This window comes from Vibrio sp. 10N.286.51.E5 (assembly GCF_041469125.1).
Lineage (GTDB): Bacteria > Pseudomonadota > Gammaproteobacteria > Enterobacterales > Vibrionaceae > Vibrio > Vibrio crassostreae_C.
Genome location: NZ_JBFRJZ010000023.1, coordinates 1 through 21173 on the forward strand (window position 1 = coordinate 1; position 21173 = coordinate 21173).

Consider the following 21173-nt stretch of genomic DNA (forward strand, 5'->3'; position numbering starts at 1 on the left):
AGTCGCTTCAAACACAAGTTTGTTATTAACGATAGTCACCAGACCTTTGTCCGAGCTCACACTGTCTAAAGTGAACTTAGCACCATCGTCTAAATCGGTGTCGTTAGCCAATACATCAACGGTTACGGTGCTGTTTTCTTCCACTGCACTAGTGTCGGCGTTTGCGATTGGAAGGTCATTAGTGCCTGTGACTGTGATAATTAACGTTGTTGTATCAGTTGCACCTTGGTCATCAGTTACTGTGACTGGTACTTCAATCTTTAGTTCTTCACCTTCGGATAGATAACCATAAGAAGACGCATCGAATTCATAACTACCGTCTTCGTTTAAAGTTAGACCTTCAACTAAGGTGTCCGTAGTAAACACTAGTGGTTCACCTACAGGTTGATCTACATCCGTAGCATTGATGCTACCGCTAATAACCTGGTCCTCTAATAAGGAACGGTCCTTAGGCTCTGCTACTGGCGCATCATTCACTGGCGTAACATCAATTGTGACAGTTAACGTGTCTGTCAGACCAGTTTCATCCGTCACGATAACTTGGAAGCTATCTGGGCCGTTATAGTTTGTATCTGGAGTGTATTGCCAAGAGCCATCTTCATTTAGGGTAAGGCTACCGTTAGAAGGGCCCGATTCAACTGAGAAGGTAAGAAGGTCATTATTTGCATCGGTCGCAGTTAACTGGCCGCTTAACAAAGTATCTTCTGGAACAGATGCACTTAGTGCATCTTCAAGCGCGCTAAAAGAAAGGTCTACAAAGATTGGCTCTTGTTGTGCGAAACGGAATTGCTCTAGAAGGCTCAGGCTTTGAGTTCGCGACATGCCCAGCGCTTCAAATCCCGTTGTTATAAATTCGGTTGCTGGGATCGTTTCTTCACCGTCTCGCTCTACAGTCCCACTAGTTGCCAAGCTAGAACCATTTTGACCAGCAGCGGTAGCGAACTCATCTCCTAACTCAGTAGGGTCTTCACCTTCTTCTAATGCGGCAAAAATATTTGCGATATCCTGGTCTAGTTCAACTTCACCGTCTTCAGGTGAAAAACGCTTAACTGATACCTGAGGTTCATTAGGTCCATTTTGAGATTCAAGAGTTACATCTCCAGCCTGTAGAGGCTCTCCCTCTTCGAGTACTCTAACCGTGCCATCAACTGAAATAACAATGCGCTGACCCAATGCAAGAGCACCGGTCAAATTCAATGCTGTAATGTCCATATCAACCCCTAAAAACCATTTTCGCTTGTCACGTCAACTTTGTGACATCTTATTTATAATATTAGCCGAAATATAACATTTAACATCACATAATTCCTAGTTATGAATCGTACATTTAACATACCGAGTGACAAGGTAATGACGCTGATCACATCACACAATAATGAAAGTGCTCACACTATCAATATAAGTTATTGTGTTTGCGAAAAATAACAGAGCTAAAAACGTAAAATTGACGTTCTCAAAATCATCATAAAACGCACAGCAAACTGTTAACAACTTTACAACCATTTACGGTAGCTTCTCGAGCGAACGTTATTTTTTTGGCGGTTCATCTAAATTTCGTATCTAGCACATTAAAAAGCGTAGGTTTAGATGCAGTCCAATTTGGAGAGATGGAAATTGAATTACATTCAAACGACAACATTAGGGTTAGCTATAGCGCTAAGTTTGCCGACAACAGCACAAACCTTAGAGCAAGCCGTTGCGTTTACATTAGAAAGCAACCCTGAAATCAAAAGTGCTTATAACGAATATATCAGTAAGCGTTATCTTAACGACGCTTCTGGTGGTGCTTATCTACCAAGTATAGACTTAGATGGTGGGATTGGTTATGAACATACTGATCTAGCAACCAACCAAGACACTACCGATCTGACTAGAAAAGAAGCAACGATCACCTTGACCCAGTTAATATGGGATGGCGCTAATACATCCAATGATATTGACCGTACTGCGGCTGATGCAGAGTCCGTGCGCTATCAACTACTATCTAACGCGCAAGACATCGCTTTAGAAGTAACAAAGGTTTATCTTGATGCAGTGAAAGCCTATGAAGTGCTTTCTCTTTCGGAAAGTAACTTAGCGACGCACAAAGAGATATATAACGATATTCGTAAGCGCGTGGAATCAGGTATTGGTTCAACCGCAGATATGTCACAAGTTGAAGCTCGTATTGCGAAAGCGCACGGGAATTTGCTTGCTGCTCAAAACAACCTTTTTGATACGCATACTCAGTTTAAAAGACTTGTTGGTCAATCTCCTTTAGGGTTAACTTTCCCTCGCGCAGATGCGGGTGCAATTCCTTATACCGTTGATGGTGCGTTGGCAAAAGCGTTTAACCAGCATCCAGTCATTAAGATTGCACAAGCCGATGTTGACTCAGCGAAGTTCCAATACAAACAATCTAAGAGTACCAACTACCCGACTGTTTCTTTTGAAGCCGCTCAAACTTGGCGTGATGACGCCGGTGGTACAGAAGGCAGCAGCGATGAGTTTTCTGCCATGGTTCGTTTAAGATACAACCTTTACAATGGTGGTTCGGATCAAGACCGCACAGAAAGTGCAGCCTACCAACTCAACAAAGCCAAGGACCTTCGCGAAAGTACTTACCGCAATGTAGAAGAGAGTCTACGTCTATCATGGAGCGCACTTGATTTAACGGTTCAGCAAAAAGAGTTCCTATCTGACCACGTAGACTCGGCATCAGACACGGTAATCTCATATGAGAAACAATACCGTATCGGTAAACGTACCCTTCTCGACTTACTTAACACTGAGAATGAATTATTCGAAGCTCGTAAAGGCTATTTAGATGCTAAGTATGACGAGCAATACGCAAAATATCGCGTAATGAACGCAACTGGTAACCTACTCATCGGTTTACGAGTTGAGATCCCAGAAGAATGGAATGAAAAGGTGGAATATTAATGAAGCTTACCAACACAGTATTATCGCTTTGCTTCATGGTTGTATCTGCCAATGTTTTAGCTGAAAACAACGAAGATGAATTCGAATATCGCGCTCTACCGCCGGCCACTCAAATTTACGATCTTCAAGATGATGACAATGACGGTGTAATAAACGCGCGAGATTTATGTCCCGATACACAAATTGGTGCCGAGATCGATAACGACGGTTGTGGATCATATTTCGAGTCATCGGAAAAGAAAGAGCTGCATATACTCTTCGCTAATAATTCAACGGAAATAAACCCTGTCTTTCTAGGGCAGATACGCCAAATGGCGGCATTTTTAAAGCGCTACGAAAGTACCAGCATTGAATTGCAAGGTTATGCCAGCAAAGTAGGTAACGCGGAACATAACCTAAAGCTTTCGAAAGAACGTGCATCACATGTAAGACGAGCGCTAATTAGCAACGGTATTCAGCCATCTAGAGTCAGCATCGTAGGTCATGGTGATTCTGAATTCAGCAGTGATGACACCCAAATCAATCACGCACTGCATCGAAAAGTTGTTGCTTCCGTTGTTGGATTTAAGGGTAATATCAAAGAAGAATGGCACATCTTCACCAAAATTAAAAAGTAGGCGTACCCAGCTTTTACCATACTGAAACGTTATCTTAAGTTAACGTTTCAGTATGGTGATAATTCCTTGAATAGCATATACCTAAGCCGTCTATAATGTTAATCTTGCCACGTTATCAACATAGAGAATTAATCCATGAGCAAACTAACAGCTGATACTCAAGCAAATCTAGAACTTTTCGTTTCTGAAACACAAGAAACTAAACTGGTATGGGGCCTTCGCAACGAAGAAGGTTGGCTAGCATGTGACTCAAGTGAATTCGAAAACAGCGAAGTGATGCCATTCTGGTCTTCAAAAGAAGATGCTCAAACTCACAACGTTGAAGAGTGGGCTGACTTCGAAGTATTAGAAATTCCACTAGATATCTTTGTAGAAGATTGGTTACTGACTCTTGCTGAAGACGGCGTTCTTGTTGGTACTAACTGGAATGCAACATTAGAAGGCAAAGAACTTGAGCCTTCTGACCTAGCGAAATTATACATCTAATTTCCGATATCGGTCGCACGATTCGCGCGACCGATATACCTCTGATTAGTATCAATAAATTAGAGACCTACCTCGCATAACCACGTAGTCGCACCATTCAAAATTTGAAGCAACATCAAACTAATAATAGAATATCGTTCTTTATCTGATTGATCGTCTCTTGTGAATCACTTCGTTTTTGTTACCTTTCTACTATTCATTAGCTTTTGTTCTTATAGCCAAGTATCAACATCAGATCGTGACCACAACTCACCAGTCTATACCTCCAATCTAAGCTCTACTCCAAATGCTGATTGGAACGCGCTTTATCTCTCTACTTTAAACCACTCTCCTGAGCGCGCATTAAACATGCTGCAAACACGCTACATCGGCTCAACGGTTTATGGAGATAAGCTTTACCTTGCGTCTCTTCTGTATCAATACATGAGCCACCGAGATCAGCCGTTCTACGGAATCGCTTCAAACGACAATGACTACCAAGCGATAGAAACAGCGTTTATTTCTGCTCTGAGGAAAGACGGCAAAGGCCAATATGAACAAGCACAACAAGGCTTTCTAACACTTTTGGCGAAAATGCAATCTCGCAGTGATTTAACTGGTAAAGCCTTACTAAAGTACCAGCTATGCCGATCGCTTAACGAGCAAGCTAAATACCATCAAGCGAACTATTACTGCTCTGCGCTTCAGTCAGATTTACATGACATCGCTGACCCTGTATTACCAAAATTCGGGAATTATCGAGTCATCGCGAACAATCACCATTTCCGCAGTGACTATCAAGCAGCACTAGATACCTACCTATCACTAATAAATGTGTTTCCACAAGGACATGATATTTCAGGGGTTTACAACGATGTGGGTAACTTGCTCAAAGAATTAAAGCAATATGAAAAATCGGCGGAGTATCTAGAGCAAGCTCTCATTCTCAGAACAAACGCTTCAGATTTAATGAAAGCACAAGTGCATCACAGCCTTGCGGATCTCTACCTCAACCAAGAGCAAAGTGACCTAGCAATTCATCACTTTCAGACAGCAAGAACACTGTTGAGCTCATCGTCGCATAGTTACGGTATCGCACTCACAAGTCTTGGCTTAGGAAAGGCGTACACTCAAACGAAAAACTATGATGTGGCGAGAGCCTTCCTAATCGAGTCTCTTTCAGCTTCGAGCGAACTGAGTAATGATGTCATTCGCATCAATGCTTACTTGGCGATCAGCGACATGTTCGAAGAACAGAAATTGCCAACGGAAGCGCTCAACTATGCTCAACAAGCGCTAGAAATAGCAGAACAAGTCACAAGGCATAAATACATCGCGCAGTCACTTCTGCAGCTTTCTGATATTCATCAATCACTCGGCGATTACCAACAAGCTTTCTATTTCTACCAGCGATACTCGTCAATGCAAATGGAAGCTAGAGACATCGATAATCGACTCGCACTCGAAGCGCTCGGCCTAACGCACGCCAAATATGAACAAGAACTAGAAAGCTCTTTCCTGACACATCAGACGAAACTCGACCGCGTTCAAATTGAAAAAATGGAACATCAAAGATGGATGTACAACATCGTTGTTATTCTGTTGCTTTGCGCTGCAAGCTTCACGGTATTGATAAACAAAACGGTTCGCGCAAAAGCAGCAATTGATGGCTTAACGAAAGCATATAGCCGAACTGAGATAATTCGAAGAATCAAAAGAGTGAAACGCTGTAAAGGGACGGACAAACAGCATGTGCTCGTGCTGCTCGATCTAGATAAGTTTAAGAAGATTAATGATGAGTATGGGCACCCTACTGGTGATCGGGCACTGGTCCATATTAGTGATCAAATTAGAAAACACTTAGTGAATGGTGAATTGTTTGGTCGCTTAGGGGGTGAAGAATTTGTCATCATGTTAACCGATACCCCACCAGCAGAGGTACGAGAACGCGTTGAAGAGTTGCACTACGCCATTTCAAGCACTGTCTTTTTATCAGAAAGCAAAAAGTCACTTAATGTGACCGCGAGTTTTGCTTATCTAGCAACCTCAAACGCATTAAGTGACTTTGATGACTTGTATTCAGTGCTCGACCAAGCACTCTATCAAGCCAAAAGCAACGGCCGAAACTGCATTATTGATGCATATAACGAACCGATTGATTTACCTGAAATTATTTATTCTCAGCCTGTTTGCGAACCAACTCAGCCATGATGCTTTCGCGATCACCGAGGTAATCGTTAAGGCCAACTTTACGCAGTTCACATGCCGGACAATCGCCACAGCCATCACCAACAATGCCGTTGTAACAAGTCAGTGTTTTGTTTCTAACAAGTTCAAGTGCTGAGTACTGGTCTGCTAGCGCCCATGTCTCAGCCTTGTTTAACCACATTAGCGGTGTTTTGATATCAAGCTGCTTGTCCATACCTTGTACAAGTGCAGAGTTCATCGCCTTCACAAAGTCATTACGACAATCAGGGTAACCAGAAAAGTCTGTTTCACACACACCTGTAATCACGGTTTCAGCACCGATTTGGTAAGCGTAAATACCCGCTAGAGTCAGAAATAGAATATTACGACCAGGAACGAATGAATTCGGCAGCCCATTCTCTTGCAGCTCATGAGACACAGGTATATCGTCACGAGTCAAAGAGCTGATAGCCAGTTCATTCAACAGAGTCACATCCATCACTTTGTGCGCTTTCACACCAAGCTCTTTCGACAATGACTCAGCAACTTCAATCTCGAGTCTATGGCGCTGACCATAATCAAACGTAATCGCATGAACTTCATCATACTCTTTTAATGCTTGAACAAGACACGTTGTTGAGTCTTGACCACCACTGAATACTACCACTGCTTTTTTCATCTTAAATCCTTACGAGAACCTTCTACTAGCGACTTATCTTGCCCAGTAAAAATACAACCTATGCGATGCTCAAATATTTGTGAGTTTGTATTGATAAGCGCCAATTGCGCTCAATGCAGGTATCAATACAAAGCTGAGTAGCGCGGTCTTTTTGGCTGATTGGTTGCAGAGCGATAACAGTGTCGTTAGGAACTGCTGCTCGCTCCAATAAACCGTCAAGTTGTTCGATGTCTTTGCTTGTACCTACTGGATGCTTAATTTCGTTAGCACGTTGCAAGGCGCTATCTAAGATTTCCAGTCTCGCTTTCATTGCCACTTTCGGTGACACCGTAACCCAAGTGTCCGGTGTGGCTTTAACTTCTGATGTTCCGCTAGTCTCAATCTGACAGCGACAACCGTGCTGCTCAAACTCTTCAGTAAGAGGAACAAGATCATAAATGCATGGCTCACCACCAGTAATCACAATGTGCTTAGCAGTGTAACCTTGCTTGATATATTCATTCACGATTCCTTGAGCATCGATTGCTGACCAAGTAGGTGAATCTTCTGTCTTAACCATAATATCGCCAAGGCTGGTTTCCTCTTCTGGCAACGCTTCCCAGGTCTGCTTGGTATCACACCAAGAACAGCCCACTGGGCAAATTTGCAGACGAACAAAAACAGCGGGAACGCCAGTAAACACGCCCTCACCCTGAATGGTTTCAAACATTTCATTAATCTTGTACAACTTTCCCTCAGCTCAATCATTTGATGAAATTAATCAACCGCAGACCTTAAAGCACTTCCCCCTTTTGGTCAAACAAATGAGTACTGATAAATGAGTTGATCAAAGCCCTAGCCTGAACTTTCAAGTTCCCTTATCCTTTCGCCCATAGATTTCGTTAGCTTTTAATTTTTTAGTAAGGAACAACATGTACAAACTGATTGCTCTTGATATGGATGGCACACTACTCAACAGTGAAAAAGTGATTTCTCAAGAGAACAAAGACGCAATCGCCAAAGCACGAGCTGCAGGTGTGAAAGTAGTTCTCGCTTCTGGTCGCCCTTTAGAAGGCATGCAAAGCAAATTAGATGAGCTTTCGATTGACGGCGAAGATGACTTTGTACTCTTCTACAACGGCTCTATGGTTCAGAACGTATCGACAAAAGAGATCATTCACAGTGAGATCAGCAACGGTAAAGCCGCAAAAGAGATTGCTGCCCTCGCTGAACAGCTTGGTGGTTATGTCCATGCTTTCAGCAAGATCCACGGCTTAATCACACCTGAGAACAATGAGTACACTGGTATTGAAGCGCGTATTAATTGCTTAGATATAACCGAGTTCGACTTTTCTCAACTAGAAGATGACCACGAAATCATCAAAACTATGATTGTCGCTGAACCAAGCAAGCTGACTGAAATCATCGGTAAGTTGCCACAAGAGCTTAAGACTCAGTTTACTATCGTACAAAGTGCACCATTCTTCTTAGAGTTCCTAAACCCGAAATCAAACAAGGGTGTCGGTATTGAAGCGATAGCGAAACACTTAGGCATTAAAGCGGAAGAAGTCATCTGCATGGGTGATGCTGAAAACGATCACCATATGCTTGAATACGCAGGCCTTGGCATTGCAATGGAAAACGCAATGGAAGAAACCAAGAAACTGGCGGATCACATCACAGCTAGCAACGACGACCATGGTGTAGCGGTCGCGATTGAGAAGTTTATCTTCAACTCATAAACGCTCAACAGGTTCTAATAAGAATTACTTTTTGCTTGTTTCAGAAATGACAAAGGCTGTGCACTGCACAGCCTTTTTGATTTTGTGTTAGTCGAGTCGCTTACTCTCTTTTCCATGGCAGACGAAATGCCACCACACCAAACAGAATCAAGATTGGGAAACGTAACGTTTCAACAATAAATGAAGCAATACCGCTGAAAGAGACAAAGCTTCCAGCCCAGCTAATCAGCAGATTTCCCGCTAACAACATCGCCATCACTCCAAGAACGATCTTGAATGAGAACTGACCAACCATAGGTTTCGAGTCTGTTAACGTCACTAGGCATGCAATCGTCATCAAAATCGCCACCCAGAATGAGAATGTTGGCAGTGGCCATATCACCGTCAGAACAATCGACAGTAAGCACAATGCCCACCAAACACCTTTAGAACTCAATAAGGCGCTAATATCAACATCCGGTTTCGCGTCTAATCTCACGATATGCCACGTCGTTAAAGCGCCTAATACGCCACCCATTAATACATCACTAAAAAACGCACTACCTGAATAAGACTTAAATAGCATGATCCACAGCAGGCCAGCGAGCACTACCAGAATGGCTTTTTGCTCCAAGAGGCGCTTTAGTTTCCAAAAGACTAACAAGGTTAAACTGACCCACAAGGCAGCCAACAGATTTGGAAAACTATACCCACTGCTCATCACCAGTTTCAATGTTGGCAAGTAAGCGTGTGGACGTGGAAAACCAAAACCTTGGTGCGCGATTAAAGTAAGTAGTGTCACCGAGATCAAAGTGAAGCCAAACTTCAACGCGAAGTTACGGCCAAAGTACCAAGCAATTAACGGCAATATCACAATGAAGACCCATGGCTTGGCCAACAAGTCAGTCAAAAGCACAGTATTCGCAAATACGCTTGGCATCTTATCGAACGTGTTTTGAAGTGACACAATCCAATTTAATTCAACTTGATGGACTTTCGGTGCCGCGCCCACCAGCTCAGTCACATACGTCACAGGTTGATCTGTCGCGGATAGGAAGAATTCGTTAATCTCAGACCATTGCTCTGGGTAACGGTATTGATTGGCTTGCAACTCCGTAGGTGGTAATAACATCGCGCGACTGACTTCCACACCATAATGAGGAGCAAACCAGATTGGTAGCTCAAAGCCACCTAACTCATTTCGAGCTTTGTAACTGATCACTTCAGAGTCAGAGACACAATCATACACAACGGCACTGTCGGTATATCCCAACACATCACCGACCGTTACCGACAACCCCGCCTCTTCCCAAGTTTCTCGTTGCGCCGCGACCGATGGCGGTTCACCAGAAACCACAGTGCCTCCCGGTAGAGACAATTGACCTGTAATCAACTCATCAACCAACACGATTTGGTTATCAGCACGTACTACACACAAGGCGCCCGCGACATGATCGGGCAAAGTGTTGCTTGCCCAAGCGGAAGTAGTACTCAAAAGAGACAGTATGAAAACTAATAAATATCGAATAACCAACGAGTTTACCTAAAAAATAATAGAAGAATATTGAAGACTGCTGTTGCAGTTGAACTATTGTAATCAAAGCCACACAAAATCGCTGTCTACGTTTTGTGCAAAGCCTTCCTCATCCATTGAATGTGAGGTGTGAACCCCATTTTTTGATAGAAGTCCTTGGCAGGCGAGTTAAAGTCCCAAACTTCTACAAAGACTTGTTCAACCCCATAATCATCAAAAGTACTTTCAACTTTGTTAAACAACTTTTCAGCAATCGATTCTTTTCGATAATCAGGCAAGACAAACAGTTCATCGACACTTCCCATCGGCACTGGTTTGCTGACCGTTGAGATAAGCTCACAAAAATGCCCAGAGATAAAGCCAACAATGAGCTCTCCTTTTAATGCCACATAAACCAAACATTCAGGGTCATCCAAGTATCGTGCAATGCTTTTTTCCTGCTCAATCTCTTCTGCCGTTTTAAAGTGCTCTGGGCTAGCAAGGTGGTGGTGATGGTGGAGATCGAACATTAACTCGTTAAGTTGTTCTAAATCCGCGTGCTTTGCGGCCCTTAAGGTGACATTCATGACTATTGCGCTTCTCAAACCAAATTAATATCTAAACTGAGTCTAGTTTACTTGGCGTGAGTATCTATACAAGTTATTGAATTAATTCATTGTTTGAAGTGTGTATTTTAGATACAAAAACGGCCACATTACGTGGCCATTCTGTTTGAATGATTTTGAATTAAACGAATATCGAAGCTATGGTTTTTGCTGTGGCTTTTGCTGTAGCTTCAGCTTTATGCACCGTTATCTTCTTTCTCTTCTTTGAGATCAGCAAGCTGTTGTTCCAGTTCAATAAGCTTAATTTCCGCCTCTACTTCCGCAACTCGCTTTTCTGCATCAGTGCGATTGTCTTGCGCTAGACCATCAGCAGTAACTTGGGTTCGTTGTGCGTTTCTTGCATCGTCCGTATCTTTCATTGAACCCGCAACACCACCGGTCACACCACCTAATGCAGCGCCCTTAACGGCTAAACTCGCATCTCCAGTTAGAGCGCCGGCTGTTGCTCCTAATAAAGCACCACCTACCGCACCACGATTACGTGCGGCATTCTCATTTTCGTTATCCATTGCTGGTGATGCGCAACCAGAAAGAGTCACAATCAGTGTCGCTAAAAGAAAAGGTTTAGTGAATTTCATAGGAGTCTCGGTTAGTTCTTCGTTTTGAGTAGAACCATCTTAAGCAGAGCCGTTAATGAGATAAATAAAGCCACGTTTAGACGATACATCATGTTCAGCTATGTATTATTCAGCCATCGCATAACTGATTAATGATATATAGCTTTGAGCTCGCTTTATCCTCACCAACAAAAAAGGCGACCAATAAGGTCGCCTCAATCGCGCTTTCTCTATAATTCTTGCCTTTCACATATCTCTTAGCCTTTAGACCAAAAGTTTTGCATGTTTGCTACGCTAGGTGGTGGCCTAACACCACAATCTCGATAATGATTTTTATCGCCGATCCCCAGTATCTTGCCATTTTCGTCATCAATCATAGCCGCAACTTTAACACCGTCTCCCACATGGCGAGTTAACACGACAATTTCACCAGCTCTTTCAGACCTTACTGCGCCTAAGATTTGATATTCGTAGCGGCCTTTCCTTGAATTAACGATCATCTTCGAGTTAATAGGGTCGGCTTCATATCCCACACCAATATCAAAAACCGCTTGATAGAGATCGACGCCAGTCTTTGATACACATTTAAATACCTTGGGATGACTCAAAGGTTCTAACAACGCTCTACTCGCTTCATCCTTTGAAATACTGGCACTAGCAGCACCACTGACCAATAAAGCAATCAACAAAAAGTAAGCTCGCATAAAAAGACCTCAATATGTGGGATTCATAATGAGGTCATAGTAAACGCAATGGATAAGCGGATGAATAAAGTAGAGTTTAGGTAAACCATCACGCCGGATTATGTATAAATCAACAAGCCGAAGGTGAGATTACCTAAACTGCGACGTCTATTTGCCGAGCTTTTCAGCAATTTCAGTTAAGCTGGTAGGGTCGTCAATAGTTGAAGGCACCACATATTGTTCACCTTCTGCGATCTGCCGGATCGTTCTACGTAAGATCTTACCTGAGCGCGTCTTAGGTAATCTCTCAACAACCAAGGCTTGCTTAAAACAGGCGACCGCGCCAATCTCATTGCGAACCTTGCCAACCAACTCCGCTTGTAACTCAATACCATCGACTTTTACGCCATCTTTCAGCACAACTAAACCAAGAGGTAGCTGCCCTTTTAAGTCATCATGAATCCCGACTACCGCACATTCTGCAATGGCTGGGTGACCACCCACAATCTCTTCCATTTCTCCCGTCGACAGACGGTGTCCCGCTACGTTTATCACATCGTCGATACGGCCCATAATAAATAGATACCCATCTTCATCGAGATAGCCACCGTCCCCAGAAACATAATAGCCTGGGAACTGACTCAAATAGCCCGATTCAAACCGATCATGATTGCGCCATACCGTGGGTAAGCAACCAGGCGGCAATGGTCGTTTAAGTGCCACAAACCCTTGTTGATTCGTTTGTGCGATTTCACCCAACTCATTGAGGATCTCCACTTGGTAACCGGGTACTGGCTTGGTTGAAGAACCCGCTTTTACAGGCAAAGATTCAAGCCCTGTCGGATTGGCAGAAATAGCCCAACCCGTTTCGGTTTGCCACCAGTGGTCAATAACCGGTTTATTGGTATGAGACTCAACCCAATCCAATGTTGGCGGGTCCAAACGCTCTCCCGCCATAAAAATCGACTTGAGCGATGATAAGTCATACTTGGTGAGTAACTCGCCTTCAGGATCTTCTTTCTTGATAGCTCTAAATGCCGTTGGCGCAGAAAATAACACATCGACGTTGTACTCTTCACACACACGCCAGAATGCCCCCGGATCTGGCGTTCTAACTGGCTTTCCTTCAAACAAGATGGTTGTGCAACCATGAATCAATGGCGCATACACAATATAGGAATGCCCCACTACCCAGCCGACATCAGAAGCCGCCCAAAACACACCATCTTGCGGCATATCGTAGATAGTGCTCATCGAGTATTTCATCGCGACCGCATGACCACCATTATCGCGCACCACGCCTTTTGGCTTACCCGTCGTCCCTGATGTATACAAGATATATAGTGGGTCAGTCGCTAGAACAGGCACACATACGTGAGGCAAAGCATCCTCAACAGCTTGCTGCCAAAGTACATCGCGTTCATTGTTCAATTCGGCTAGAGACTGCTCTCTTTGGAATACCACCACTTTCGCAGGCTTCCAACGACTGTCCATGATCGCTCGATCAACCATCGGCTTATATGGCAGGACTTTATTTATCTCGACACCGCAGGAGGCAGTAATCAAGACCTTCGGTTCAGCATCTTCGATACGAACGGCAAGCTCATGAGGAGCAAACCCACCAAACACCACCGAATGCACCGCACCTAGTCGTGCACAGGCCAACATTGCCATCGCCGCTTCAGGAATCATTGGCATGTAGATCACCACACGATCACCTTTGGTAACGCCTTGCGTGGCTAACATACCAGCGACTTTAGCCACTTGGTTACGCAATTGATTGTAAGTGTACGAGGATTGAGTTCCTGTAACTGGAGAGTCGTAAATCAGTGCGGTATTGTCACCTCGCCCATTTTCACAATGATAATCCAGCGCGAGCCAGCAGGTGTTCATCACCCCATCAGGAAACCAACGCTCAATTCCGTTATCGTCAGTTTGTAATATCGTTTTTGGTGGTTCAAACCAATCTATCGCTTGTGATTGTGTTTCCCAAAACGAATTTGGGTCTTCCCTCGCCCATTGATACTCGGTGATGTAATCTGTTTTTCTAGTCATTCGATTCGTAGCAGACATAGTGCCTCCTCCATGATTTATCCATTAGTCCAAGCGACTAGCTTTTAACAGTTTCACTTGGGTGCACTCTTTTCTCAGCGTTGTATTCGTGAACATTTAACCGTTCACGACAATCGCTTTACTTGGGAAAAGGCACACGAATGGCACCTTCCATGATCACTCGGGCACTACGACTCATAATCGCCCTCTCAATTCTCCACCCACTTTCGCCTTGTATCGCTTTAGCACCCACTTTTAAGGTTCCTGATGGATGACCAAAAGTCACAAAATCTCGGGAACCCTCACCGGCTGCCAAGTTCACTAAGGTGCCAGGAACACTTGCCGCTGAAGCAATAGCAACCGCAGCCGTACCCATCATGGCATGGTGCAGTTGCCCCATAGACAAAGCACGCACCAGAAGGTCAGTATCTTCGACAGCAACCGATTTACCACTGGAAGCTTGGTACGCTTGAGGCTTAGCAACAAACGCGACTTTAGGTGTATGTTGACGTGATTCAGCTTGTTCTAAAGAATCAATAAGACCCATTGCTACTGCACCATGTGCTCGTATGGATTCAAACAGAGCCAAGGCTTTGGTATCACTGTTAATATCCGATTGAAGCTCTGTGCCTTGATAGCCCACAGCTTCAGCATCAACAAAAATGGTTGGTATCCCTGCATCGATATATGTCGCTTTGATGCAACCCAGATCTGGAACATCTAAAAAATCGACAACATTCCCTGTCGGAAACATTGAACCACTCGCATCGGCTGGGTCTAGAAAATCAACTTGGATCTCAGCGGCGGGGAAAGTGACACCATCGAGCTCAAAGTCACCCAACTCTTGGACTTCACCACCAGCGATAGGCACATGAACAATGATGGTTTTCTCTATGTTCACTTGCCATACTCGCACCTCGACCACGCCGTTTTCTGGAATACGATTCGAGTCGACTAGGCCACTATGAATAGCAAATGGGCCCACTGCAGCAGACAGATTGCCGCAGTTACCGCTCCAATCAACGAACGGCTTGTCTATTGCTACTTGGCCGAATAGGTAATCAACATCGTGATCGGCTTTACTGCTTTTCGAAACAATAACGGTTTTACTGGTACTGGATGTTGCACCACCCATGCCATCGGTTTGTTTGCCATAAGGATCTGGACTACCAATCACGCGCAGAAGTAATGCGTCTCGAGCTTCTCCGGCAACTTGCGCATCTTCAGGTAAGTCACTTAAGTTGAAAAAGACACCTTTGCTTGTTCCACCCCGCATATAGGTAGCAGGTACTTTTATCTGTTTGATGTTCATAACTAGCTCCTAATTTGCAAGAAAGTCTTTGGCGAAACGTTGCAATACGCCACCAGCGCTGTACACATTCACTTCGTCTGCCGTGTCTAGTCGGCAGGTCACAGGAACATCCAGCTTGTCACCGTTTTTACGAGTGATGACTAGAGCCAAATCAGAACCTGCTTCAATGTCACCGTACACGTCGTAAAGCTCGGTGCCGTCCAGTTCTAAGGTGTTGCGATTGGTCCCCGCTTTGAATTGCAAAGGCAGCACGCCCATGCCAACCAAGTTGGTTCTGTGAATTCGTTCAAATCCTTCAGCCACAATCACTTCAACACCCGCTAAGCGCACCCCTTTGGCTGCCCAGTCACGTGATGAGCCTTGTCCATAATCAGCACCAGCAACAACAATCAAAGGCTGTTTACGGTTCATATAGGTTTCTATCGCTTCCCACATGCGAGTAACCTGCCCCTCAGGTTCAACTCTTGCTAATGAACCTTGCACGACTTCTCCAGCGTCCTTCACCATTTCGTTAAAAAGCTTAGGGTTGGCGAATGTTGCTCGTTGCGCGGTTAAATGATCACCTCGATGGGTCGCATAAGAGTTAAAGTCCTCTTCCGGCACTTCCATTTTGGTGAGGTATTCCCCCGCAGCACTCGAAGCGAGAATCGCATTTGAAGGAGATAAGTGATCCGTGGTGATGTTGTCACCCAGAATCGCTAAAGGTCTCATTCCAGAAAGACTTCGTTCCCCCGCAAGAGCCCCTTCCCAATAAGGTGGTCTGCGAATATAGGTACTTTGAGGTCGCCAGTCATAAAGCGGTTCAGTCGTCACCTGTTCCTCGTCTGGCTGGAACATTTTCACGTAGATTTGTTGGAATTGCTGAGGCTTAACATGTTCACCGACAACAGCATCGATCTCCGCATCACTCGGCCATAAATCACTTAAGTAGATTGGCTTGCCGTTGCTGTCAGTGCCTAAGCTGTCTTTCTCGATATCAAAGCGAATCGTGCCAGCCAAGGCATAAGCAACCACCAATGGCGGTGATGCTAAAAACGCTTGTTTGGCATAGGGATGGATTCGACCATCGAAGTTGCGATTCCCTGATAACACAGCGGTTGAATACAGGTCGCGGTCGATGATCTCTTGTTGGATAGCAGGATCTAGGGCTCCGCTCATACCATTACAGGTAGTACACGCATAGCCGACGATACCGAAGCCTAGCTTTTCCAGCTCAGGTAGCAAACCTGCCGACTCAAGATAGAGCTTGGCAACTTTAGAGCCCGGCGCAAATGATGTTTTCACCCACGGCTTGCGAACTAATCCAAGCTGATTGGCTTTCTTAGCAACCAATGCCGCGGCGACCACGTTTCTTGGGTTACTGGTGTTAGTACAAGAAGTAATTGCCGCAATGATTACGGCACCATCGGGCATCTGATCATCGCTGTACTGCTTAGCATGCTGCTCTTTCCAAGATGCTTGACTGATACCTTGTTCAGCCAGCTCTCTGGTTGGCAAACGGCGATGAGGATTTGAAGGCCCCGCAAGGTTACGCTCAACTTTAGACAAATCAAACTCAAGCACACGTTCGTATTGAGCGGAATCTAAGTCATCAGCCCAAAGTCCGGTTTGCTTGGCATAGCGTTCGACTAGTTCAACCTGCTCAGGCTCACGGCCAGTGAGTTTTAGGTATTGAATGGTCTGTTCATCGATATAGAACATACCCGCAGTCGCGCCGTATTCTGGCGTCATGTTAGATATAGTCGCACGGTCACCAATGGTCAGTGCACGCGCGCCTTCACCGAAGAATTCCAAATAGCTTGAAACCACTCTCTCATTGCGAAGGAACTCCGTTATTGCGAGCACAATATCCGTTGCGGTTATCCCTTCTTGTCGTTGACCAGTCAGTTTAACGCCCACAATATCAGGCAAACGCATCATTGACGGGCGACCGAGCATCACTGTCTCAGCTTCCAAGCCGCCCACACCGATCGCAATAACGCCCAGCGCATCTACGTGCGGTGTATGGCTGTCTGTGCCGACACAGGTATCAGGAAACGCGATGCCTTCTTTAGATTGAATGACTGGAGACATTTTCTCCAAGTTAATCTGGTGCATAATTCCATTACCCGCAGCAATCACACTCACGTTTTTAAACGCGATTTTACACCAGTCAATAAAATGAAAACGATCTTCGTTTCTGCGTTCTTCAATCGCACGGTTTTTATCAAAGGCTTCACTATCAAAGCCTGCATGTTCCACAGCTAAAGAGTGATCAACAATCAGTTGGGTTTCGACAACGGGGTTCACCTTGGCAGGGTCTCCGCCTTGGTCGGCAATCGCGTCTCTTAATCCAGCCAAATCTACTAGGGCTGTTTGACCAAGAATGTCATGACACACCACACGCGCAGGATACCAAGGGAAATCAAGGTCACTCTTGCGTTCAATGATCTGTTTTAAGCTGTCTTCAAGGGTTTCAGGATCACAGCGTCTTACTAATTGCTCTGCCAATACTCTCGACGTATAAGGCAAGGTTTTATAACTGCCCGGAGATATCGCTTCTACCGCTTCGCAAGCATCGTAATATTCTAAATGAGTTCCGGGTAAAAGTTTTCGGTACTGATTTTTATCAAGGTACTGAGCTTGTTCAAGTTTCACATCAGACATACATCCACCATTATCTGTTAAATTCTATTCGTTGGTTCTTGAGGCCTTGTCGTATGAAGACGGAAGTCACCTCAAGACATAAGTCGGCTCGTTATAGAGGGCTAACGTAGATGAATAGGTAACCAGTCTTGATGCTCTGGCCCGGTGTAGTCTGCACTTGGACGAATGATGCGATTGTTTTCTCTTTGTTCGAACACATGCGCCGTCCAACCTGTAAGGCGGCTCATCACAAAGATCGGAGTAAACAATTTGGTTGGGATGTCCATGAAGTGATATGCCGATGCATGGAAGAAGTCAGCATTACAGAACAAGCCTTTCTCGCGCTTCATAACCGCTTCAACACGTTCTGAAACGGCGTAAAGCTGTTTATCACCGACCTCTTGAGCTAGCTCTTTTGACCAACGCTTGATTAGAGCATTTCGTGGGTCGCTTTCACGATAAATGGCATGACCGAAGCCCATGATTTTGTCTTTGTTAGCAAGCATCTGCATGATGTTAGTTTCTGCTTCATCAGCGGATTTCCAATCTTGGATCATTTCCATTGCCGCTTCATTCGCACCGCCATGTAAAGGACCTCTTAGTGTGCCAATTGCTGCTGTAACGCACGAATGAATATCTGACAGTGTTGATGCACAGACACGGGCAGCAAAAGTAGATGCGTTAAACTCATGCTCTGCGTAAAGCGTTAGCGAACAGTGCATTACCTGCTTATGCAGTTCACTCGGCGCTTTATCTGTTAGCATTTTCAAGAAGTAGCCACCCAGACAGGCTTCACTTTGATCTTCAGTATCAATTCGCACGCCATCATGGCTAAAGCGGTACCAATAACAAATAATGGCAGGGAAAAGCGCGAACATTCGTTCAGTCGCAGGCAGTTGCTCGGAGAAGTCAGACTCTTGCTCTAGATTACCTAGCATTGAACAGCCCGTTCTCATCACATCCATTGGATGAGCGTCTGCTGGGATAAGCTCTAGTGCTGCTTTCAAAGGTTGAGGCAAGCCGCGCAGACCAACCAACAATATTTTATAATCATCGAGCTCTTTTTCAGTGGGTAAGTGACCCCTTAGTAGCAGATGCGCCACTTCTTCGAACTGAGCATGATTAGCAAGGTCGGTAATATCGTAACCACGATAAGTTAAACCCGTTCCTGACTGGCCTACGGTACATAGCGCGGTGGTTCCCGCACTTTGGCCACGTAGACCAGCACCACCGATTGCAGGTGCGCTGGCTATTTTTTCGCTTTGTTGTTGGTTTTCTGTTGAAGCCTTTTCGACAGCTGCTTTATCACTCAAAGATACAGACATGGTGAACTCCTTTTCTGTGTTAGCCGCCTGCACTCTTTGGTGCTGCCTGTTTATATGTCCGATGATCTTTATGATCGGTACTGGATATGGCGACTAACCATTTCACGTTATTGGATTAAGTTGATTTTTGATTAATTGAAACTGGTTTACCCTTCACTTGAAAACAACTGATCAAGCTTGTTTTCGTAGTCGTGGTAATTCAGGTGTTCGTAAAGCTCTTTACGGGTTTGCATTGAATCCAACAGAGCTTCTTGATTGCCTTCAACTAACAAGTGCTTGTAAACATTCTCCGCCGCTTTGTTCATCGCACGGAACGCACTCAATGGATAAAGCACCATGTCGACACTTGATTGGGCCAACTCATTACAGTTGTAGAGTGGCGTTTGGCCAAACTCAGTGATGTTCGCAAGAATAGGCACGTGCTTACCCGTTGCTAATTTCAACGCCGCCGAGAACTTCACGTATTGGTCTAGCTGATTCATCGCCTCAGGGAAAATCATGTCAGCGCCCGCTTCAACACACGCAATCGCTCGTTCAATCGCACTATCAATACCTTCAACCGCCAATGCATCCGTACGCGCCATAATCACAAAGCTCTCATCGGTTCTAGCATCTGTTGCCGCTTTGACTCTATCGACCATCTCTTGCTGGCTCACAATCGCTTTATTTGGTCGATGACCACAGCGTTTCTGGGCCACTTGATCTTCCATATGAATTGCAGCTGCGCCTGCCTTCTCCATAGCGCGAATGGTACGTGCAATATTAAATGCGCCACCAAAACCCGTATCGATATCCACCAGCAAAGGCAAATCACACGCATTGGTAATACGTTCAACATCCACCAACACATCGTTCAATGTGGTGATACCTAAATCAGGCAAACCGTAAGACGCATTGGCGATGCCTCCACCAGACAAATAGATCGCCTGATGCCCCAAGTTCTTTGCCATCATCGCGCAGTACGGATTGACCGTGCCGACGATCTGCAATGGGTCGTTGTCTTGCACAGCTTGTCGGAACTTAGCTCCTGCTGATAACTTCATAATGACGCTCCCTGTTAATTGTTTATTTCTAGCTAACCTTTAAGACTTACGGCTTTTGGTTATCGCCAGCTCTGACCCGCTGACAGATACCAGTCGCCAGTTAATCAAGATCTTTGGATTGGATTTGTTGTTCTATAAGCAGTCGACTTCCCGATATGTGTCTTCGCATAAGCATTTCTGCTAGCTCTTCATCACGGTTACGGATCGCTTGTAGAATGTATTTGTGTTCATCTAGCGCCTCTTTTGGACGAGACTGCGCCCTAGGTGATTGATAGCGATACATGCGTAATAAGTGATAAAGCTCGTCACACAACAACGAAATGAGTTTGCTGTTGCGACTCGCTTTGATAATGCGGTAATGGAAATCAAAATCCCCATGTTGATGAAAGTAAGAAGAACCTTCTACTTCATCGATATGCTTTGAATGTGTCGACAATAACCCTTCAAGCCCGACAAGCTCTTCTTGTGTGATATGTCTCGCTGCGAGTCGAGCAGCCATGCCTTCCAAAGCCTCTCGCACCGCGTAAAGCTCTAGCAGTTTTTCTGCCGAAAAAGTAATCACTCGCGCGCCAACATGTGGAATGCGTTCTATTAGGCCAAGCCCTTCAACTCGCATTATCGCTTCACGTAATGGGCCTCGGCTTACTTCGAAGCGTTTAGCCAATTCAGGTTCCGAAATCTTACTGCCCGGTAGTAATTCACCGCTAACAATCGCCTCAACGAGATACTCAGTGAGATTTTCTGATTTAGTGTTCTCTTTATCGCTAACACGTGTTTTCGTGTTTGCATTTAAGCTGAGATCTTTTATCGCAGTATTCATATTCACGCTGCTCACTTCTATTTGCTGAACCTTAATTGTCAACAATT

At 44.8% G+C, this 21173-nt stretch carries 18 protein-coding genes; 5 read left to right on the top strand and 13 right to left on the bottom strand.

Annotation, left to right across the window (positions count from 1 at the left end; genetic code table 11):
* On the bottom strand, positions 1 to 1212 hold a 1212-nt coding region (locus tag AB4161_RS08345), incomplete at its 3' end, for an Ig-like domain-containing protein (RefSeq protein WP_372083187.1).
* Between the two features lie 402 nt (positions 1213 to 1614).
* Between AB4161_RS08345 and AB4161_RS08350 the strand changes: the two genes are divergently transcribed.
* From AB4161_RS08350 to AB4161_RS08365, 4 genes are all read left to right on the top strand, one after another.
* Positions 1615 to 2922, top strand: a complete 1308-nt coding sequence (locus tag AB4161_RS08350) for a TolC family outer membrane protein (protein WP_372083188.1) — start codon at positions 1615 to 1617, stop codon at positions 2920 to 2922.
* The gene (locus AB4161_RS08355; protein ID WP_136982597.1) at positions 2922 to 3539 is read left to right on the top strand and encodes an OmpA family protein; all 618 of its coding nucleotides are present in this window, start codon (positions 2922 to 2924) and stop codon (positions 3537 to 3539) included. The genes AB4161_RS08350 and AB4161_RS08355 overlap by 1 nt, the downstream gene beginning before the upstream one ends.
* A 135-nt stretch (positions 3540 to 3674) precedes the next feature.
* Positions 3675 to 4025, top strand: coding sequence for a DUF2750 domain-containing protein (locus tag AB4161_RS08360; protein WP_017062305.1), 351 nt, complete (start codon positions 3675 to 3677; stop codon positions 4023 to 4025).
* Between the two features lie 162 nt (positions 4026 to 4187).
* Positions 4188 to 6215 carry a diguanylate cyclase gene (locus tag AB4161_RS08365; RefSeq protein ID WP_372083189.1) on the top strand — a complete coding sequence of 676 codons (2028 nt, stop codon included), beginning with the start codon at positions 4188 to 4190 and terminating at the stop codon, positions 6213 to 6215.
* On the opposite strand, the gene queC is transcribed toward AB4161_RS08365, so the two are convergent.
* A complete protein-coding gene (gene queC, locus AB4161_RS08370; RefSeq protein ID WP_017063822.1) occupies positions 6175 to 6870 on the bottom strand; it encodes a 7-cyano-7-deazaguanine synthase QueC in 696 nt (231 codons plus the stop codon). The two genes, AB4161_RS08365 and queC, sit on opposite strands and share 41 nt — an antisense overlap.
* Positions 6871 to 6928: 58 nt before the next feature.
* Positions 6929 to 7597 (bottom strand): 7-carboxy-7-deazaguanine synthase QueE, encoded by a 669-nt coding sequence (gene queE / locus AB4161_RS08375; RefSeq protein WP_372083190.1) that lies wholly within the window; start codon positions 7595 to 7597, stop codon positions 6929 to 6931.
* Positions 7598 to 7781: 184 nt separating this feature from the next.
* Between queE and AB4161_RS08380 the strand changes: the two genes are divergently transcribed.
* On the top strand, positions 7782 to 8591 hold the full coding sequence (locus tag AB4161_RS08380; protein ID WP_017062301.1) for a Cof-type HAD-IIB family hydrolase: 810 nt from the start codon (positions 7782 to 7784) through the stop codon (positions 8589 to 8591).
* Positions 8592 to 8691: 100 nt separating this feature from the next.
* Here the strand turns inward: AB4161_RS08380 and AB4161_RS08385 are convergent, their stop codons facing one another.
* The 10 genes from AB4161_RS08385 to AB4161_RS08430 all read right to left on the bottom strand — a co-directional run bounded on the left by AB4161_RS08385 (position 8692) and on the right by AB4161_RS08430 (position 21126).
* Entirely contained in the window at positions 8692 to 10104 is a 1413-nt protein-coding gene (locus tag AB4161_RS08385; protein ID WP_372083191.1) for an NUDIX domain-containing protein, read from the bottom strand.
* 86 nt (positions 10105 to 10190) lie between these two features.
* Positions 10191 to 10670, bottom strand: a complete 480-nt coding sequence (locus AB4161_RS08390) for a GNAT family N-acetyltransferase (protein ID WP_009846623.1) — start codon at positions 10668 to 10670, stop codon at positions 10191 to 10193.
* Positions 10671 to 10885: 215 nt separating this feature from the next.
* The gene (locus AB4161_RS08395; RefSeq protein ID WP_017062298.1) at positions 10886 to 11287 is read right to left on the bottom strand and encodes a glycine zipper domain-containing protein; all 402 of its coding nucleotides are present in this window, start codon (positions 11285 to 11287) and stop codon (positions 10886 to 10888) included.
* A gap of 236 nt (positions 11288 to 11523) precedes the next feature.
* Positions 11524 to 11970 (bottom strand): hypothetical protein, encoded by a 447-nt coding sequence (locus AB4161_RS08400; protein ID WP_050648228.1) that lies wholly within the window; start codon positions 11968 to 11970, stop codon positions 11524 to 11526.
* 147 nt (positions 11971 to 12117) lie between these two features.
* Complete coding sequence (locus AB4161_RS08405) at positions 12118 to 14022, bottom strand: propionyl-CoA synthetase (protein ID WP_137002342.1); 1905 nt, start codon at positions 14020 to 14022, stop codon at positions 12118 to 12120.
* A 118-nt stretch (positions 14023 to 14140) separates the two neighbouring features.
* Positions 14141 to 15313: a 2-methylaconitate cis-trans isomerase PrpF gene (gene prpF, locus AB4161_RS08410; RefSeq protein ID WP_137002343.1), complete on the bottom strand. Its 1173-nt coding sequence runs from the start codon at positions 15311 to 15313 to the stop codon at positions 14141 to 14143.
* 9 nt (positions 15314 to 15322) lie between these two features.
* Entirely contained in the window at positions 15323 to 17959 is a 2637-nt protein-coding gene (gene acnD, locus AB4161_RS08415) for a Fe/S-dependent 2-methylisocitrate dehydratase AcnD (protein WP_372083192.1), read from the bottom strand.
* 101 nt (positions 17960 to 18060) lie between these two features.
* Positions 18061 to 19263 carry a 2-methylcitrate synthase gene (prpC, locus tag AB4161_RS08420; protein ID WP_372083193.1) on the bottom strand — a complete coding sequence of 401 codons (1203 nt, stop codon included), beginning with the start codon at positions 19261 to 19263 and terminating at the stop codon, positions 18061 to 18063.
* A gap of 146 nt (positions 19264 to 19409) precedes the next feature.
* On the bottom strand, positions 19410 to 20306 hold the full coding sequence (gene prpB, locus AB4161_RS08425) for a methylisocitrate lyase (RefSeq protein WP_065204711.1): 897 nt from the start codon (positions 20304 to 20306) through the stop codon (positions 19410 to 19412).
* A 100-nt stretch (positions 20307 to 20406) separates the two neighbouring features.
* Positions 20407 to 21126: a GntR family transcriptional regulator gene (locus AB4161_RS08430; protein WP_102428969.1), complete on the bottom strand. Its 720-nt coding sequence runs from the start codon at positions 21124 to 21126 to the stop codon at positions 20407 to 20409.
* Between the last annotated feature and the right edge of the window lie 47 nt (positions 21127 to 21173).

Bases quoted from the DNA above. Each gene is read 5' to 3' on its own strand.
- AB4161_RS08355 (WP_136982597.1), top strand. From the start codon at position 2,922: ATGAAGCTTACCAACACAGTATTATCGCTTTGCTTCATGGTTGTATCT.
- AB4161_RS08360 (WP_017062305.1), top strand. From the start codon at position 3,675: ATGAGCAAACTAACAGCTGATACTCAAGCAAATCTAGAACTTTTCGTT.
- queC (WP_017063822.1), bottom strand. From the start codon at position 6,870: ATGAAAAAAGCAGTGGTAGTATTCAGTGGTGGTCAAGACTCAACAACG.
- AB4161_RS08380 (WP_017062301.1), top strand. From the start codon at position 7,782: ATGTACAAACTGATTGCTCTTGATATGGATGGCACACTACTCAACAGT.
- AB4161_RS08390 (WP_009846623.1), bottom strand. From the start codon at position 10,670: ATGAATGTCACCTTAAGGGCCGCAAAGCACGCGGATTTAGAACAACTT.
- AB4161_RS08395 (WP_017062298.1), bottom strand. From the start codon at position 11,287: ATGAAATTCACTAAACCTTTTCTTTTAGCGACACTGATTGTGACTCTT.
- AB4161_RS08400 (WP_050648228.1), bottom strand. From the start codon at position 11,970: ATGCGAGCTTACTTTTTGTTGATTGCTTTATTGGTCAGTGGTGCTGCT.
- AB4161_RS08405 (WP_137002342.1), bottom strand. From the start codon at position 14,022: ATGTCTGCTACGAATCGAATGACTAGAAAAACAGATTACATCACCGAG.
- prpF (WP_137002343.1), bottom strand. From the start codon at position 15,313: ATGAACATCAAACAGATAAAAGTACCTGCTACCTATATGCGGGGTGGA.
- acnD (WP_372083192.1), bottom strand. From the start codon at position 17,959: ATGTCTGATGTGAAACTTGAACAAGCTCAGTACCTTGATAAAAATCAG.
- prpC (WP_372083193.1), bottom strand. From the start codon at position 19,263: ATGTCTGTATCTTTGAGTGATAAAGCAGCTGTCGAAAAGGCTTCAACA.
- prpB (WP_065204711.1), bottom strand. From the start codon at position 20,306: ATGAAGTTATCAGCAGGAGCTAAGTTCCGACAAGCTGTGCAAGACAAC.
- AB4161_RS08430 (WP_102428969.1), bottom strand. From the start codon at position 21,126: ATGAATACTGCGATAAAAGATCTCAGCTTAAATGCAAACACGAAAACA.